The following is a 14,702-nucleotide window of genomic DNA, read 5'->3' on the forward strand; positions in this document are numbered from 1 at the left end:
ACAATTCCGAAATGGTGAATATTCTAAACTTCTTCCCAGGTGGTAACCTTGGCAAGGTCTTTCCAGTAACCGGGGTAGGATTTCACGACTACACCGGGCTCTTGGATCAGGATGTCGCTTACCATGCCTACGGGCGCGAACGCCATCGCCATACGGTGGTCGTCGTAGGTGTGAATGGACGGCACCGGATCGGTCGGGATGTCGGTGAGGGTCGTTACTTCGTATAAATGGTCTTTTTCGATCTCAGTCAATTCCGCACCAAGCTTTTTGAGCTCTTGCTGCAAGGCAAACACGCGGTCGGTTTCCTTTATTTTAAGGCTTTCGATGCCGGTGAGTGACAGGCGGATCTTTTTCACGGCTGCAACCACCGCTACGGTTTGGGCGAGGTCGGGGCAGTTGGTAAAATCCCAGCCTAATGATGCCTTCGCAGGGATTTTGGTTAAAAGTACACCGCGATCGGTGAATGCGCTTTCCACGCCTAGGTGGCGCATGATGTCCACGATGGCGCTGTCGCCTTGGAGCGAATCTTTTTTCAGTCCCAGCAATTCCACTTCCGCGTCGTCGGCCAATGCCACGATGCTGTACCAGTAGCTCGCGCCCGACCAGTCGGATTCGATGGCGTAGGGTTTGGGCTGGTATTTAAATGGCGGTATCGTCAAGGTGTTATGCTCCCAGTCGGCAATGTATTCGATCCCGAAATGCGCCATCTGGTTCAAGGTCATTTCAATGTAAGGTCTTGAACCGACTTCCCCTTCGAGTTTGATCTTCAATCCGCTCGGAAGCTGCGGCGCGATCATCAGCAAGGCCGAAATGTACTGGCTGCTCACGTCGCCGCGCATGGTGAGTTCGTTATTTCCTGAATAAGTGAAGCCATTCAGTTGGAGCGGCGGGTAGCCGTCCACTTTTTCGTAAGTGATATCCGCCCCGAGCTTGCGCAGCGCATCCACGAGGATCCCGATCGGCCGCTCGCACATACGCGGCGTGCCGGTCATGGTTTTCTTTTGGTTGGTCACCGCAAAATAGGCCGTGAGAAAGCGCATGGTCGTACCGGCATCGATCACGTCGGCCACTGCGTCGGTGGAATTGAGCAGGCGAAGCATGGTTTGCGAGTCGCGGGCTTCGGAAATGTTGGTCAGCTCGGACTGGAAGCCGGTGAGCGCGTTGATGATCAGCGCACGGTTACATTCACTTTTGGATGCGGCAAGCTGTATTTCTGCACGTATGGGTTGTTGCGGGGGATGAACGAGAATGGATTTCACTTTTAAGATGTAATGTGATTCAGAATCATTAATAGGTTTCGAGCACTTTCAGCTTGTTCCTGGAATTGATTTTCAGGGAAGCGAATGTGAATTTATAACAAATAAAACCTGCGGCCATCAGCGACCCGCCGATGACGAGCGTGGAGGTGTCGGTCGTGTAACGCTTGTTGTCGACGCCCTTGTTGAAAAAATCGGCGCCGATGAAGATCAAACCGGCCAATGGGAGCAATGGAGCAGCCTGGGATACGAACGGGATTCTTCTCGAAACTTTCAGCAACCGGATATCTTCCAGCAGAATGCGTTGGTAATCCATCCGGCCTACTGCTTCATTGACTACGCCAATGGTAAAACCGGTGTCGTCCACGGACGCGATTGTTTCGTTGAAGCGGATCGTTTCGTTCTTCATCCGGAACTTGATATTGTCGCCCGGAAAGAAGCGGTAACGGTGAAAACCGCCGATGAAAGGCGAAGCGTCGAGTACCAGATATTTCTGTCCCGGGGTGGCGATCACCCGACTGCCGGTACCCTGTTTCAGAAAGAGTTCTTCACTGGAAGGGGCTTTTTGAGGGTCGTAATGGTCCTGCGACCATGCTTCGATATTCCCCAGGAACAGCAAAACGACAATGGGAAGGAGTTGTCTCATAGTACTAAAAGAATGGTTCAAATATAGGGAATCATTCTCTTAAACGGGCACAACTGTTGCATTGTTGCTTATTAAAAGCGGGGTAAACTAGTCCTCCTCAGTGGTTTCCTCCTTCGAAACCTTCACGGAGACACCGCCGGATACAAGCATTTTCATCACATCCGTGGCCTTTGCATCTACGGGCGTTACGTGCTCGGCGGGGACGATGAACAGCTCGCCGGAAAGCGAGTAGGAGAGCGGCATGTACACCGCCACATGGTCTGCGATTTTGAGGTGGCTGAGGTCGGTTTGCGTAATGAAACCGATCTTTTTGATGTTGGTATCGCGGTACATGGTCACCAGCACCGGCTGGTTGAACTTCTTTTTATCCCCAACAAACGCCAGGATGAGGTCCTTGATCGAGTAGTAGATCAAACTCACCAGCGGGATGCGGCGCATGATGCTTTCGGTGAACTTGAAGAACGACTGCGGGACGATCGTGGAGAAGAAAAAACCGAGCAGGATGATGCCGAAAAGGATGATGAGCATGCCCAGGCCGGGGAGATAAAGCGTTTGCTTGTCCGAAATGGGTACTTCAATGGGAAGAATGCTGTCGAGGTATTCCACGCCCGACCAGATGATCAGCGCGGTTGCGTAGAGCGGCGCCACCAGCACAAGCCCACGGATGAAGTAGCTGATGATGCGTTTGAGGAATGAGTTTTTAATTTCCATATTTGCACGTCGGGCGCGGACGGCCAGTTGTCGCACGCCGGGGGCGGCACTAGCAGCTTGGCGGTACCGGTAAAATTAGCAAGAAGTTCACAATTTGACGTATATGTATCAGGCCAGTTATTTAAAACATTTCACCGAAGAAGTTTTTCTGGCAATAGGATGTTCTCAGGGAGAAGCCAGGCTGGCTTCGGAAGTGCTGATCAGCGCCGATTTACGCGGCGTGGATTCTCATGGAATCGCCCGGCTGGCCGGTTATGTGAGGCTTTACGACCACGGCCGCCTGAACCCCAAGCCGAATGTTACCATTTCTTACGAAACGCCGAGCACGGCAGTAGTGGACGGTGATCGCGGGCTGGGCCTGGTGGTGGCGCCTAAAGCCATGGAAATTGCCATGGAAAAGGCTGAGCAAGTCGGTTCGGGATGGGTATCGGTGCGGAATTCGAACCATTTCGGCATTGCGGGCTATCATGCCATGCTGGCATTGCAGAAAGACATGATCGGCTGGACGATGACGAACGCCGCACCGCTTGTTACGCCAACCTTCTCGCTGGATAAATTACTGGGCACAAATCCGATTGCCGTAGCCGTGCCGGCATTGATGGAACCTGCCTTTGTGGCAGATTTTGCGTCCACGGCCGTAGCGTACGGAAAGTTCGAAATATTACAAAGAAAAGGCCTTCCCGCGCCGCTCGGATGGGCTCAGGATGCGGATGGGAACCCTACCACCGATTCCAATGCAGTCAAAAGCGGCGGCGGATTGCTGCCCCTCGGCTCCGACCGTGAACATGGCAGTCACAAAGGCTATGGCCTGGGTGCGATCGTCGATATTTTCTCCGGTGTGCTTTCCGGTGCTAACTTTGGGCCGTGGGTGCCGCCGTTTGCCACCGCCGGTTTCATGGGCGTGCAGCAAAGCGTGGGGCTCGGTACCGGTCATTTCCTGGGCGCAATGCGCGTGGATGGCTTCCGGCCGGCCGACGAGTTTAAAGCCGATATGGACAAATGGATCGGTGCATTCCGCAATGCGCGGGCCGTGGATGGTGAAAAAGTGCTTATCCCCGGCGATCCTGAACGTGAAATGGAAGCCGATCGTAGCGTGAACGGTATCAAACTGCTCGAACCGGTAGTTTTGTCACTCGACGAACTCGCGAAGCGTTTCGGCATACCATTTGAAATCAATTTGTAAAAAACAAAAACAAATAGCCGACGGCCGACTGCCGAAAGCCCAACACATATGTCGCGTAACTTTAAAGTAGGATTGTTTGTCACGATCGCGATCCTCGTCACCACATTTACCTTCTACTTCTGGCAGATCTTCCGGACGCCGAATTTGCAGGTTGATAAAAAATCAAGCTTCGTGTTGCTCGTGCCGCAAAATGCTACCTATAAAACGGTGCTCGATACGCTGAACAAGCACGAGGTGATCAACGACCACATTTCTTTCCAGTTTCTGGCCAAATTTTTGAAATACACTGAAAAAGTAAAACCGGGACGGTACGTGATCAAGCCGGAAAGCAATAACTATGAGGTGATCAAAAAGCTGTCGTCGGGTAACCAGGATGCGGTGAAACTGACATTCAATAACATCCGCCTGAAAGAAGACCTGATCAAGCGCATCGGCGCCCGTTTTGAATTCGGCGAAGACAACTTCCGCAAGGCGCTTAACGACCCGGCGGTTTGCAACAAATACGGCCTCGACACAATGACGATCGTATCGATGTTTTTGCCAAATACCTACGAAATTTACTGGACCACGGGCACCGAGAAGTTCCTCGACCGCATGCACAGCGAATACAAAAAATACTGGACCGACGAAAAGCTTGCAAAGGCGAAGGAAATCGGTCTGACGCCCGTGCAGGTTTCGATTCTGGCTTCCATTGTGGAAGAAGAGCAGGCGCGTAAAGTGGACGAGCGCCCCAAGGTGGCCGGCTTGTACATCAACCGCCTGCATGCTAATATGCCCTTGCAGGCCGACCCGACGATCAAGTTCGCATTGCAGGATTTTGCGATCAAACGCATTCTGAACCAGCAATTGATGATCAAATCGCCCTACAACACCTACATTAACACCGGCCTGCCCCCGGGCCCGATCCGTGTCGCGGATTTTAACTCGCTCGATGCGGTGCTGAATTACGAAAAGCACGATTATACTTATATGTGTGCCAAAGCGGACCTGTCGGGTTACCACGCTTTCGCTACCAATTACACCGACCACCTCAGCAATGCGCGCCAATATCAGGCCGAGCTGAACCGGTTGAAAATCATGAAGTAAAGATGTTTGTTCACGAAGTAAAAGGCATCAGGGTGCGGTATGCGGACACCGACCAGATGGGTTACGTATATTATGGCAATTATGCACGCTACTATGAAATCGGAAGGGTAGAGGCATTGCGGAGCCTGGATTTTCATTACAAGGCGATGGAGGATTCGGGCGTGATGATGCCGGTTTACGAATGCCATTACAAATACCTGAAACCTGCGCGCTACGACGACGAGCTGACAATACTGGTGAAAATTGAGGAAATGCCCGGTGTGCGGGTCCGGTTTAGCTACGAGATCCGGAACCAGGAACGCGTTTTGCTGAACACCGGTGACACCACGCTGGTTTTTCAGCGGATGGACACGGGCAAGCTCTGCCCGGCGCCCGAGAAGTTACAGGAAAAACTGAGACCCTATTTCGAATCCAAGGGATAACAAGCGGCCTGTTATGCTTGAAAAACTGTTGAAAAACCGACATATCAAGCGCCTTATCCTCTGGTTACAGCAGGCCATGCTGTTCCGGGGAACGGTTTCGCTGTACGACATTATCCTCAATCTCGTAGCGAGCAACCGCAAGCATGAGATCGATCAGCGGGCCTCGGCGGTAGCTTACAGCCTCACGCTGGCCGCATTTCCGGGGATTATCTTCCTTTTTACGCTCATTCCCTACATCCCGATCGAAAACCTCGATCAGCAGATTCTCGTGCTCCTGCGCAACAATATGCCGCAGGGGACATTCGAAGCGGCCGACCAGACGATCCTCGACATTGTGAGCCGTCCGCGCTCGGGTGTGCTTTCGCTCGGTTTTATATTCGCGATGATCGCCTCTACGAATGGCATGATGTCGCTCATGCGGTCGTTCGACATGGTGTACGACGACAAGGAAACGCGTGGTTTCCTGGCCATCCGCGGCATAGCCACATTGCTCACACTCCTGCTGATCGCTGTGCTGTGCCTTTCGGTGGTGCTGCTGATCGTGGGCGATGCCGTGATGAGCATCGTAGGGGATTGGCACATTATCCGCGACAACTGGCTGATAGCCTTGCTAAACATCCTTCGCTACCTGATCAGCTTTGGCTCCTTAATGCTGACGATTTCGATTATCTACCGTTTTGCGCCTTCGCACGGGCGACAGTTTACGTTCGTGAATGCAGGCTCGGTAATTGCGTCGGTGCTCATCCTTGCGGCTACTTACGGGTTTTCCTTTTATCTGTCGCGTTTCAGCTCCTACAACAAGCTTTACGGGTCCATTGGCACGATGATCGCCCTGATGATCTGGATTTATCTGCTTGCATTTGTGATTATTCTGGGGTTCGAGATCAATGCGAGCGTGAGCCGGGCGCGGAGCAGAGCGGCTGCCAGGCGTGTCGTAAAGCGGTGACTTACCGGATAATAACATTATCGGCATCTCCGTTTTGCCGTTGTTAATTTTGTGCTGCGGTGCCCTTATCCCTCCGTATTCTGACACTAGGGCCCGCGTGGAGCGCACGACATGACAAACTTGGAAAAACCACTCGTTACAGTTATCCTGACGGCATTTAATCAGGAGAAGTACATTGAGGAAGCATTGACTTCCGTTTTTTATCAAACTTACCCGTACATCCAGCTGATCGTTATCGACAATGCAAGCAAGGACAATACGCTGGGCATTATCGAAACTTTCAAGGCTAAGGCGCCGGCATTTCAGGTGATCCGCAACCGGCACAATGCCGGGCTTTGCAGGGCATTTAACCAGGGCCTCACGATAGCGCAGGGTAAATACGTGATCGACCTTTCAGGCGATGATGTGATGATTGCCGACCGCGTAGAAAAGCAGGTTGCCGCATTCGAGAAGCTGGAAGACGACTATGCCGTGGTGTTTACCAATGCCCGGTACATTGCCAAGAACGGGCAGGGCCTTCACAACCATTACACGACCGACGGCAAAGGGAAAGCAACCCATGCCGTGCCTTCGGGAGATGTTTATAAAAACATCCTCGAACGCTACTTCATTTGCACGCCTACCATGATGATGCGCACGGCGGCCTTGCAGCAGCTCGGCGGCTATGACGAAACGCTCGCATTTGAGGATTTCGATTTCTGGGTGCGCTCCTCGGTCCGTTTCAAATACTTTTACTTGGACGAGATACTCACAAAAAAGCGGGTGCTCAAAACCTCGCTTTCGACCGGCGTTTACAAAAAAGGCAGCGGCATGCTGCAATCCTATTACGCGGTTTGCAATAAAGCCTACGACCTCAACCGCGATCAGCAGGAATTCGATCTTTTGGCGGCGCGCATTCGTACATTTATCCGAAAATGTCTGTACGCCCAGGAGTTTGACCTGGCGGTGCGATTCCGGCGGTTATTGAACTATATCGAGAATCCGGGCTGGCAGACAGAGCTGATCGTCCTGATGTGCAGGCTGCATTTGCCGGTGAATTTCGCGTATCGCTTTTACATCGAAAATCTAAAAAAAATGGCGCCGCAGGAAGGATTTGCATTTTGATTTTGTTAGGTCAAAAAGTAAAATTTCCCTTATGCCTGCTGAATTTATTAAAATATACCCACAGAATCCCGACGAGCGACGCGTGCGTCAGGTGGTGGATTGCCTGCGAAATGGTGGTTTGGTCATTTATCCTACCGATACGGTTTACGGTTTGGGGTGTGACATTTATAACACCCGCGCCGTTGAGAAAATAGCCCGTATCAAAGGCATCAAACCGCAGAAGAACGACTTCTCATTTATCTGCTACGACCTGAGCCACATCTCCGATTTCGCGAGAGTGGGCAACACTGCATTCAAAACCATGAAGCGCGTGCTTCCGGGGCCGTATACCTTCATTCTGGAAGCTACGAGCAATGTGCCTAAGTTGCTGAATACGAACAAAAAAACGGTCGGAATCCGTGTACCGGACAACCTTATCCCGCGTTTGATCGTAAAGGAATTAGGAAACCCGATCGTGACGACGTCCATTCGTGATGACGACGAGATTATCGAATATTCCACCGATCCGGAACTGATTTTCGAGAAGTTCCAGCACCAGGTGGATATGGTTGTGGATGGGGGTTACGGAGGCAATGTGGCGTCCACCATTGTGAAGGCCGATGGTGATGATTTTGAGATCATTCGCGAAGGTTTGGGCGACACGGCAATCTTCCTGTAATATCAGAAATTGTAATGATTTTAAGTTGGTATTGCACATTGCTGACCATACAAAATAATTATTATAAATTTTTTGATAATATCATAAGCCTTTACCATATTTGATAGTGTCGGAATTTTTGATTAGAGAGGAAAAATCTTCGGAAGTACGGGTTGAATTGCAATATCTGCCTTGTCTAGAGTATTTCACTTGTATTTTACAGTACGACCGGATCTACATCGACGTTGCGGAGAGGTATGTGAAGCAGACTTACAGGAACCGGTGCAGTGTGCTCACTACCAATAAAATAGATACGCTGACGATCCCCGTGAAAGGGTACGGGGCAGCGAGCTCCACAAAAGAAATTCTGATCGACTATAACCAGGATTGGACCAGGCGCCATCTGGGTTGCCTGCAGTCAGCTTACGGGAAATCTCCGTTTTACGAGTTTTACGCCCACGAGTTTATCCGCGTTTTCGAAAAAAAGCTGCCATATCTCGTCGATCTGAACTATGAATTGTTGACAATTTGTCTTAGATTGACTGGAATAAAAAAAGACATTCGGTACAATTTGTCAGGAGCAGGAAATGCTGAAAATGACGTTGTAAACGCTATATCACTAATTAACAACCGAAAACAGCCGGATTTGCATAAATATTACCACCCTGCACCTTATTACCAGACCTTCGGGAATGATTTTGTGGGGAATTTAAGTATTGTTGATTTACTGTTTAATATGGGGCCGGAAGCAAAAAGTGTTTTGTTAAGATCCTGTAAGTCTCAATAAAAGCTATTTTGAACAAACAGGGAAAAAGTAGCGTTTAAGATTTAATAAACACTTTTTATTGCTACACAATGGAAGCAAAATTTTCGAATAGAGTGAAAGAGGTAATCTCAATGAGCCGGGAAGAAGCCCTCCGCCTGGGTCACGATTACATTGGTGCAGAACACTTGTTATTAGGAATGATACGCGAGGGTGATGGTGTAGCCATAGGTTTGCTGAAAAAGCTCGGCGTGTCGCTGGACGATGTGCGTCAGACGATCGAGCAGGCAACCAAAGGTGCAGCCACGAATAATGTTAAAAATTTACAGAATATCCCTCTGACGAGGCAGTCAGAGAAGGTATTGAAGATTACATATCTGGAAGCTAAAATTTTCAAAAGCACGCTCATCGGCACCGAGCATTTGCTTCTTTCGATATTGCGCGACGAAGACAATGTAGGAACCCAGATATTGCATAAATTCAATGTTAACTACGAAGTCATCAAGGAAATGTTAGAATATCAATCATCCGGATCCAGACCTCATATGGGGCCGGAGACCGAAGACGGGGATGATGAAGCCAGAGGCGGAATGTTTGGTGGTGGAAGCGGCTCTTCTTCCGGTAAAGAATCCAAAGGTGCTGAAAAGTCCCGTACACCTGTCCTGGATAACTTTGGAAGGGATTTAACCAAAATGGCGGAAGTAGGCAAGCTCGACCCGATCGTCGGACGTGAGAAAGAGATCGAACGCGTAGCCCAGATCCTGAGCCGTCGTAAAAAGAATAACCCGATCCTGATCGGTGAGCCTGGTGTGGGTAAAACAGCCATCGCGGAAGGCCTTGCATTGCGGATCGTTCAGAAAAAAGTATCTCGTGTGCTTTTCGGTAAGCGCGTCGTGACGCTCGACCTTGCTTCGCTCGTGGCCGGTACCAAATACCGCGGCCAGTTTGAAGAAAGAATGAAGGCGGTGATGAACGAGCTGGAAAAATCACCGGACGTGATCCTGTTCATCGACGAGCTCCACACGATTGTGGGCGCAGGCGGTGCGTCAGGCTCGCTGGACGCTTCGAACATGTTCAAGCCGGCATTGTCACGCGGGGAAATCCAATGTATCGGAGCTACCACGCTCGACGAGTACCGCCAGTACATCGAGAAAGACGGCGCATTGGCCCGTCGTTTCCAGATGGTGATGGTGGACGCGACCTCGATCGAGGAAACGGTTCAGATTTTGACCAATATCAAAGACAAATACGAAGATCACCACCATGTGAACTATACGCCTGAGGCGATCAGCACGGCGGTGAAACTTTCGGAAAGATATATCACAGACCGCTTCCTGCCGGATAAGGCCATTGACGTGCTCGATGAAGTAGGTGCGCGGGTGCATATCAGCAACATCACGGTTCCTGAGGATATTCTGGTGCTCGAAGAGCAAATTGAGAATATCAAACAGGAGAAAAACCGGGTAGTGAAAAGCCAGAAATACGAAGAGGCTGCTCAATTGAGAGATCGTGAGAAAAAACTGATCGACCAGCTGGAAAGAGCCAAACTCGCATGGGAAGAGGAAACCAAGCAGAAACGCTACACGGTAACAGAGCAAAATGTGGCTGAGGTAGTTGCGATGATGACTGGCATTCCTGTGACTAACGTTTCAATGGACGAAGGCAAGAAATTGCTGAACATGGCCGACGAACTGAAAGGCAAGGTAATAGGCCAGGACCCGCCGATCGAGAAACTCGTGAAAGCGATCCAGCGTACACGCGTCGGCTTGAAAGATCCTAAGAAACCAATCGGTTCATTCATTTTCCTTGGACCAACCGGTGTGGGTAAAACCGAGCTTGCCAAAGTGCTCTCGACTTACCTGTTCGACAAGGAAGACTCGCTGGTGCGCATTGATATGAGCGAATACATGGAGAAATTCAGCGTATCGCGCCTGGTGGGAGCGCCTCCGGGATATGTGGGCTACGAAGAAGGTGGCCAGCTGACCGAAAAGATCCGCCGCAAACCTTACAGCGTAGTACTGCTCGACGAGATCGAAAAAGCGCACCCGGATGTGTTCAATATCCTACTGCAAGTGCTCGACGACGGTATTCTGACGGACGGTTTGGGCAGAAGAGTCGATTTCCGTAATACGATCATTATCATGACTTCGAACATCGGAGCGCGTGACCTGAAAGATTTCGGAACAGGAATCGGATTCTCGACCAAAGCAAGAGCCGAAAACCAGGACGATATTATGAAAGGAACTATCCAGAGCGCATTGCGTAAAGCATTCTCTCCGGAATTCCTGAACCGTCTCGACGATGTGATCGTGTTCAACTCGCTGCAACGCGAAGATCTGCACCGCATTATCGACATTTCACTGGGCAAACTGTTCAGCCGCGTGAAAGGCCTCGGTTACGAAATCGAATTGACTATCGCTGCGAAAGACTTCCTGTCCGAAAAAGGCTATGATCCGCAATACGGAGCGCGTCCTTTGAACCGGGCGATCCAGAAATATCTGGAAGATCCCGTAGCGGAAGAAATACTGAAAGGCGACCTGCGCGAAGGCGATGTACTGGTGGCTGATCATGAAGAAAAGAGTGAACAACTCGTTATCAGTGTTCGCAAAAAAGAAGAAGAGCTCGCAAACTAGATTTGCATTGCTCCGAAAGCACAAAGTAGCTTGAAAGGCAGGTCGAAAGACCTGCCTTTTTTATTTATATTTAGCCAACGAAAATTCGTATAACTAATGGGACCTAACTGGAAAAGCGCTGTGCTGAGCCTAACGCTCACTCTTGCAGCAAGTAATACCGACGTGTTTGCACAAAAATTGCCCTCTGGCCCTCAGGTCCTCACATTTTTCTCCGACGCCGACGATACCGAGCAGCCTTATGGCCTGTATCTTCCCGAGAATTTCGACGAAAACAAACAGTATCCGCTCGTGATCATGCTCCACGGCGCCGGCTCGAACCACCGTCTGGCATTGCGCCGCGTATTCGGCAAGAGCAATGCGGAAGGAGAAACCGACGTGGAAGCGACGCGCTACTTCCCCAAATGGCAGAATGTCGATTACATTGTAGCCTCTCCTTATGCGCGCGGAACAGCCGGCTACCAGGGCGTTCCCGAACAGGATGTGTACGACGTGCTCGCGGATGTGAAAAAGCGCTTCAAAATCGACGAAAACCGCACTTACCTGACCGGCTTGTCCATGGGCGGAGGCGGAACGTTGTGGATCGGCCTCACGCGGCCGGACATTTGGGCGGCCATTGCGCCCGTGTGCCCCGCACCGCCGGCAGGTACTTTCGACCTCGCGCCCAATGCGACCAACTTTCCCGTGCATTTCTTCCACGGCGACGCCGACCCGGTAGTGCCCGTGGCAGGTACGCAGAAATGGGTTGCCCAGTTACAGGATTTAGGCGCGGAAGTGAGCTATAAGGAGTTTGTGGACGTGAAGCACGATAGCTGGGTGAATGCGTACGACGACGAGTATATTTTCGACTGGTTCAAGGATTTTACACGCAACCCGTACCCGAACAAGGTCCGTTTTGTGAGTAAACAATATAAATACGACAAGGCATTCTGGGTGACGTTCAACCGGATCGCTACCGGTAAGCTGGCGGAGATTGATGCGAAGTTCGTTAAAGAAAATGCACTGGAAATCACGACCAAGAACCTGGAAAAGTTTACTCTGAACCTGAAAGGCCATCCGAAATTCAAACCGGGCGTTGCATTAGCACTTAAAATCGACGGCTCCAATGTGAATGCAAAAACGGATAGCGTGGTGACGCTCTTCCGCGAATCGGCGGCGGGCAAGTGGGCGGTAGAAGGCGCAACGATCATGTCCATTTATACGGGCAAGAAAAAAGGCGCTGAGGGGCCGATTTACGCGGCATTCTCCTCACGGCATGTGTATGTGTATGGGACGGCGGATAATCCGTCGCCGGAGGAACTGAAAAAGCGGGTCGAGATTGCTACGCAGGCTGCCAGCTGGTCGCAGTACCGTGGTGAATTCCTGGGGCGGGTGATGTTCTTCCCGCGTGTGCTGGCAGATAAAGATGTGCGGCCGAGCGACATTGAAAGTTCCAACCTGATTTTGTTCGGAACGAAGGAAAGTAATGCATTGATCGGCAAATATGCGGACCAGCTTCCCGTGCATTTGAAAAAGGGCGATACGGCGCACGGCCTGTTTTACGTGCTGCCGGTGGAGGGACATTATGTGGCCGTCAGCTCCGGTTTGCCCTGGTGGGCAGGCATGAAGGACGAAGGTTTCCCATTTGTACCGGTAATGCATCGCAAGCTCTCAGAATTCAAAGACATTATTTTCTTCAAAGATTCATCTGCCAACCTGCTGATCGACAATTATTTCACGCAGGAATGGAAGCTTGATGACGATACGAAGCGCAAGCTTTCGGCCTCCGGCGCCGTTGATATTACCCCGTAGTTTATTTTTAAATTTTTCGAATCTTAACCCATGGATTACAACGAAAAGATTTCCCGGAAATCGTTCCTCAAAGCCAGCGCATTTGCATTGGCTGCTCCCATGTTCTCCAAACTGAACCTGGATGTAAAGGCCCCCTCGCCAATCGGTTTGCAACTGTACACACTTCGTAATGAAATATCGAAAGACCTGCTGGGCACGCTGAAAAAGGTGTCGGCGATCGGATATAAAGAAGTGGAGCTTTACGGCTATTCTGACGGCAAATTCTTTGGCAAAACGGCCAAGGAAATGAAGAAGATCCTCGGCGACCTTGGTTTGAACCCTGTAAGCGGCCATTACGGTGCCGGTGTCGAGAACAAAACCGCCAAAGGTACATTGAGCAATGGCTGGCAAAAAGCAGTGGACGATGCCGCTGAATTGGGCCAGAAGTACGTGAACTGCGCGTACCTGACCGAATCGGAGCGCAAGACGATCGACCAATACAAGAGCTATGTGGACCTGTTCAACAAATCGGGTGAAGTGGCCAAGAAAGCAGGCTTGCAATTCGGTTACCACAACCACGACTTCGAATTCAAGAAAATCGGCAGCGAGCTGCCGTACGATTACATTGCCGGCAAAACCGATCCCAAGCTTGTGAAGCTCGAACTGGATTTGTACTGGATCGTGAAAGCAGGTCTGGACCCGGTTGCATTATTTAAGAAGTATCCCGGCCGTTTCCCGCTGTGGCACGTGAAGGATATGGATAAGAAAGACGGCTCGTTTGCCGAGGTAGGGACCGGTTCCATTGATTTCGCCAAGATCTTCGCAAACCGCAAACTCGCGGGCCTCACGCATTTCTTTGTGGAGCAGGACGTGGCAAAGGTGCCGCCCGGTGCAAGCGATCGAAACAAGCTACAAGAATGTAGTGAAGATGAAAGTTTAGCATAAAAAAAGACCCGGCCGCATAGCAGCCGGGTCTTCCAAATTATGCAGATAAAAATTTCAGTTTACTAACTGTAATTTAAGTTCGTTCAAACGGCTGCGCAGCGATGCGTCGATCTGGCGGTCGCCCACTGTCAACACATATCCGCCGATCAAAGCATTGTCTACTTTTTCGGCCAGTTCTACCGTTTTTCCGGTTGCTTTGGCAACAATATCGCTGAATTGCTTGCGAAGTTCGTCGGTCAGCGGGGTAGGGGTTACCACCGTCGCTCTTTCGATTCCCTTGAAGCTGTTATAGGCTTTGATAAATTCGATCGCGATTTCGTCCAGGATCGCCTCCCGGTTTTTCTTCGTGATAATATCGAAGATCGCGAATGATACGGGGCTTACACGCTCTTTGAAAAGGCCTTTCAGAATGCCTGATTTCTTCTCGTGACGCACCACCGGGCTTTTCAATGCAAGCATCAGGCCGCGGTTCTTGTCTGCTGTGTCTTTGAACAGCAGCATATCCTGATACACGGTGTCCAGAACGTTCTGTTCTTTCGCCAGCTCGATCAGCGATTTTGCATATCTGGATGCTACAATACTTACTGACATCGGAATGAGATT

14 protein-coding genes are annotated in these 14,702 nt (G+C 50.6%); 10 read left to right on the forward strand and 4 right to left on the reverse strand.

Translation table 11 applies throughout. From position 1 onward, the window contains the following. Positions 1-23: 23 nt before the first annotated feature. From DFER_RS24950 to DFER_RS24960, 3 genes are all read right to left on the reverse strand, one after another. Positions 24-1,259, reverse strand: a complete 1,236-nt coding sequence (locus DFER_RS24950; protein WP_015814450.1) for a 3-phosphoshikimate 1-carboxyvinyltransferase — start codon at positions 1,257-1,259, stop codon at positions 24-26. Between the two features lie 28 nt (positions 1,260-1,287). Continuing rightward, positions 1,288-1,902 carry a hypothetical protein gene (locus DFER_RS24955; RefSeq protein WP_015814451.1) on the reverse strand — a complete coding sequence of 205 codons (615 nt, stop codon included), beginning with the start codon at positions 1,900-1,902 and terminating at the stop codon, positions 1,288-1,290. 87 nt (positions 1,903-1,989) lie between these two features. After that, positions 1,990-2,613 (reverse strand): DUF502 domain-containing protein, encoded by a 624-nt coding sequence (locus tag DFER_RS24960; protein ID WP_015814452.1) that lies wholly within the window; start codon positions 2,611-2,613, stop codon positions 1,990-1,992. A 103-nt stretch (positions 2,614-2,716) separates the two neighbouring features. Here DFER_RS24960 and DFER_RS24965 point away from each other — a divergent pair, with 103 nt between their 5' ends. The 10 genes from DFER_RS24965 (at position 2,717) to DFER_RS25010 (ending at position 14,099) form a co-directional block, all read left to right on the forward strand. Further along, complete coding sequence (locus DFER_RS24965) at positions 2,717-3,796, forward strand: Ldh family oxidoreductase (protein ID WP_015814453.1); 1,080 nt, start codon at positions 2,717-2,719, stop codon at positions 3,794-3,796. Positions 3,797-3,844: 48 nt separating this feature from the next. Continuing rightward, positions 3,845-4,882 (forward strand): endolytic transglycosylase MltG, encoded by a 1,038-nt coding sequence (gene mltG, locus DFER_RS24970; RefSeq protein WP_015814454.1) that lies wholly within the window; start codon positions 3,845-3,847, stop codon positions 4,880-4,882. 2 nt (positions 4,883-4,884) lie between these two features. Next, positions 4,885-5,304, forward strand: a complete 420-nt coding sequence (locus DFER_RS24975) for an acyl-CoA thioesterase (protein ID WP_015814455.1) — start codon at positions 4,885-4,887, stop codon at positions 5,302-5,304. A gap of 13 nt (positions 5,305-5,317) precedes the next feature. After that, entirely contained in the window at positions 5,318-6,250 is a 933-nt protein-coding gene (locus tag DFER_RS24980; RefSeq protein ID WP_015814456.1) for a YihY/virulence factor BrkB family protein, read from the forward strand. A 111-nt stretch (positions 6,251-6,361) separates the two neighbouring features. After that, on the forward strand, positions 6,362-7,354 hold the full coding sequence (locus tag DFER_RS24985; RefSeq protein ID WP_015814457.1) for a glycosyltransferase family 2 protein: 993 nt from the start codon (positions 6,362-6,364) through the stop codon (positions 7,352-7,354). Positions 7,355-7,385: 31 nt separating this feature from the next. After that, positions 7,386-8,012: an L-threonylcarbamoyladenylate synthase gene (locus DFER_RS24990; protein WP_015814458.1), complete on the forward strand. Its 627-nt coding sequence runs from the start codon at positions 7,386-7,388 to the stop codon at positions 8,010-8,012. A gap of 106 nt (positions 8,013-8,118) precedes the next feature. Further along, positions 8,119-8,778: a WbqC family protein gene (locus DFER_RS24995; protein WP_229206107.1), complete on the forward strand. Its 660-nt coding sequence runs from the start codon at positions 8,119-8,121 to the stop codon at positions 8,776-8,778. 68 nt (positions 8,779-8,846) lie between these two features. Next, positions 8,847-11,387 (forward strand): ATP-dependent Clp protease ATP-binding subunit, encoded by a 2,541-nt coding sequence (locus DFER_RS25000; protein ID WP_015814460.1) that lies wholly within the window; start codon positions 8,847-8,849, stop codon positions 11,385-11,387. 96 nt (positions 11,388-11,483) lie between these two features. Beyond that, a complete protein-coding gene (locus DFER_RS25005; protein ID WP_015814461.1) occupies positions 11,484-13,175 on the forward strand; it encodes a carboxylesterase family protein in 1,692 nt (563 codons plus the stop codon). Positions 13,176-13,205: 30 nt separating this feature from the next. Next, positions 13,206-14,099, forward strand: a complete 894-nt coding sequence (locus tag DFER_RS25010; protein ID WP_015814462.1) for a sugar phosphate isomerase/epimerase family protein — start codon at positions 13,206-13,208, stop codon at positions 14,097-14,099. 54 nt (positions 14,100-14,153) lie between these two features. Here DFER_RS25010 and atpH read toward each other — a convergent pair whose 3' ends face one another. After that, the gene (atpH, locus tag DFER_RS25015) at positions 14,154-14,690 is read right to left on the reverse strand and encodes an ATP synthase F1 subunit delta (RefSeq protein ID WP_015814463.1); all 537 of its coding nucleotides are present in this window, start codon (positions 14,688-14,690) and stop codon (positions 14,154-14,156) included. Positions 14,691-14,702 lie beyond the last annotated feature (12 nt).

It is taken from the genome of Dyadobacter fermentans DSM 18053 (assembly GCF_000023125.1).
In the GTDB taxonomy this organism is placed as follows: domain Bacteria; phylum Bacteroidota; class Bacteroidia; order Cytophagales; family Spirosomataceae; genus Dyadobacter; species Dyadobacter fermentans.

Bases quoted from the DNA above. Each gene is read 5' to 3' on its own strand.
- DFER_RS24965 (WP_015814453.1), top strand. From the start codon at position 2,717: ATGTATCAGGCCAGTTATTTAAAACATTTCACCGAAGAAGTTTTTCTG.
- DFER_RS24985 (WP_015814457.1), top strand. From the start codon at position 6,362: ATGACAAACTTGGAAAAACCACTCGTTACAGTTATCCTGACGGCATTT.
- DFER_RS24955 (WP_015814451.1), bottom strand. From the start codon at position 1,902: ATGAGACAACTCCTTCCCATTGTCGTTTTGCTGTTCCTGGGGAATATC.
- DFER_RS24980 (WP_015814456.1), top strand. From the start codon at position 5,318: ATGCTTGAAAAACTGTTGAAAAACCGACATATCAAGCGCCTTATCCTC.
- atpH (WP_015814463.1), bottom strand. From the start codon at position 14,690: ATGTCAGTAAGTATTGTAGCATCCAGATATGCAAAATCGCTGATCGAG.
- DFER_RS25010 (WP_015814462.1), top strand. From the start codon at position 13,206: ATGGATTACAACGAAAAGATTTCCCGGAAATCGTTCCTCAAAGCCAGC.
- mltG (WP_015814454.1), top strand. From the start codon at position 3,845: ATGTCGCGTAACTTTAAAGTAGGATTGTTTGTCACGATCGCGATCCTC.
- DFER_RS24990 (WP_015814458.1), top strand. From the start codon at position 7,386: ATGCCTGCTGAATTTATTAAAATATACCCACAGAATCCCGACGAGCGA.
- DFER_RS24960 (WP_015814452.1), bottom strand. From the start codon at position 2,613: ATGGAAATTAAAAACTCATTCCTCAAACGCATCATCAGCTACTTCATC.
- DFER_RS24975 (WP_015814455.1), top strand. From the start codon at position 4,885: ATGTTTGTTCACGAAGTAAAAGGCATCAGGGTGCGGTATGCGGACACC.
- DFER_RS25005 (WP_015814461.1), top strand. From the start codon at position 11,484: ATGGGACCTAACTGGAAAAGCGCTGTGCTGAGCCTAACGCTCACTCTT.
- DFER_RS25000 (WP_015814460.1), top strand. From the start codon at position 8,847: ATGGAAGCAAAATTTTCGAATAGAGTGAAAGAGGTAATCTCAATGAGC.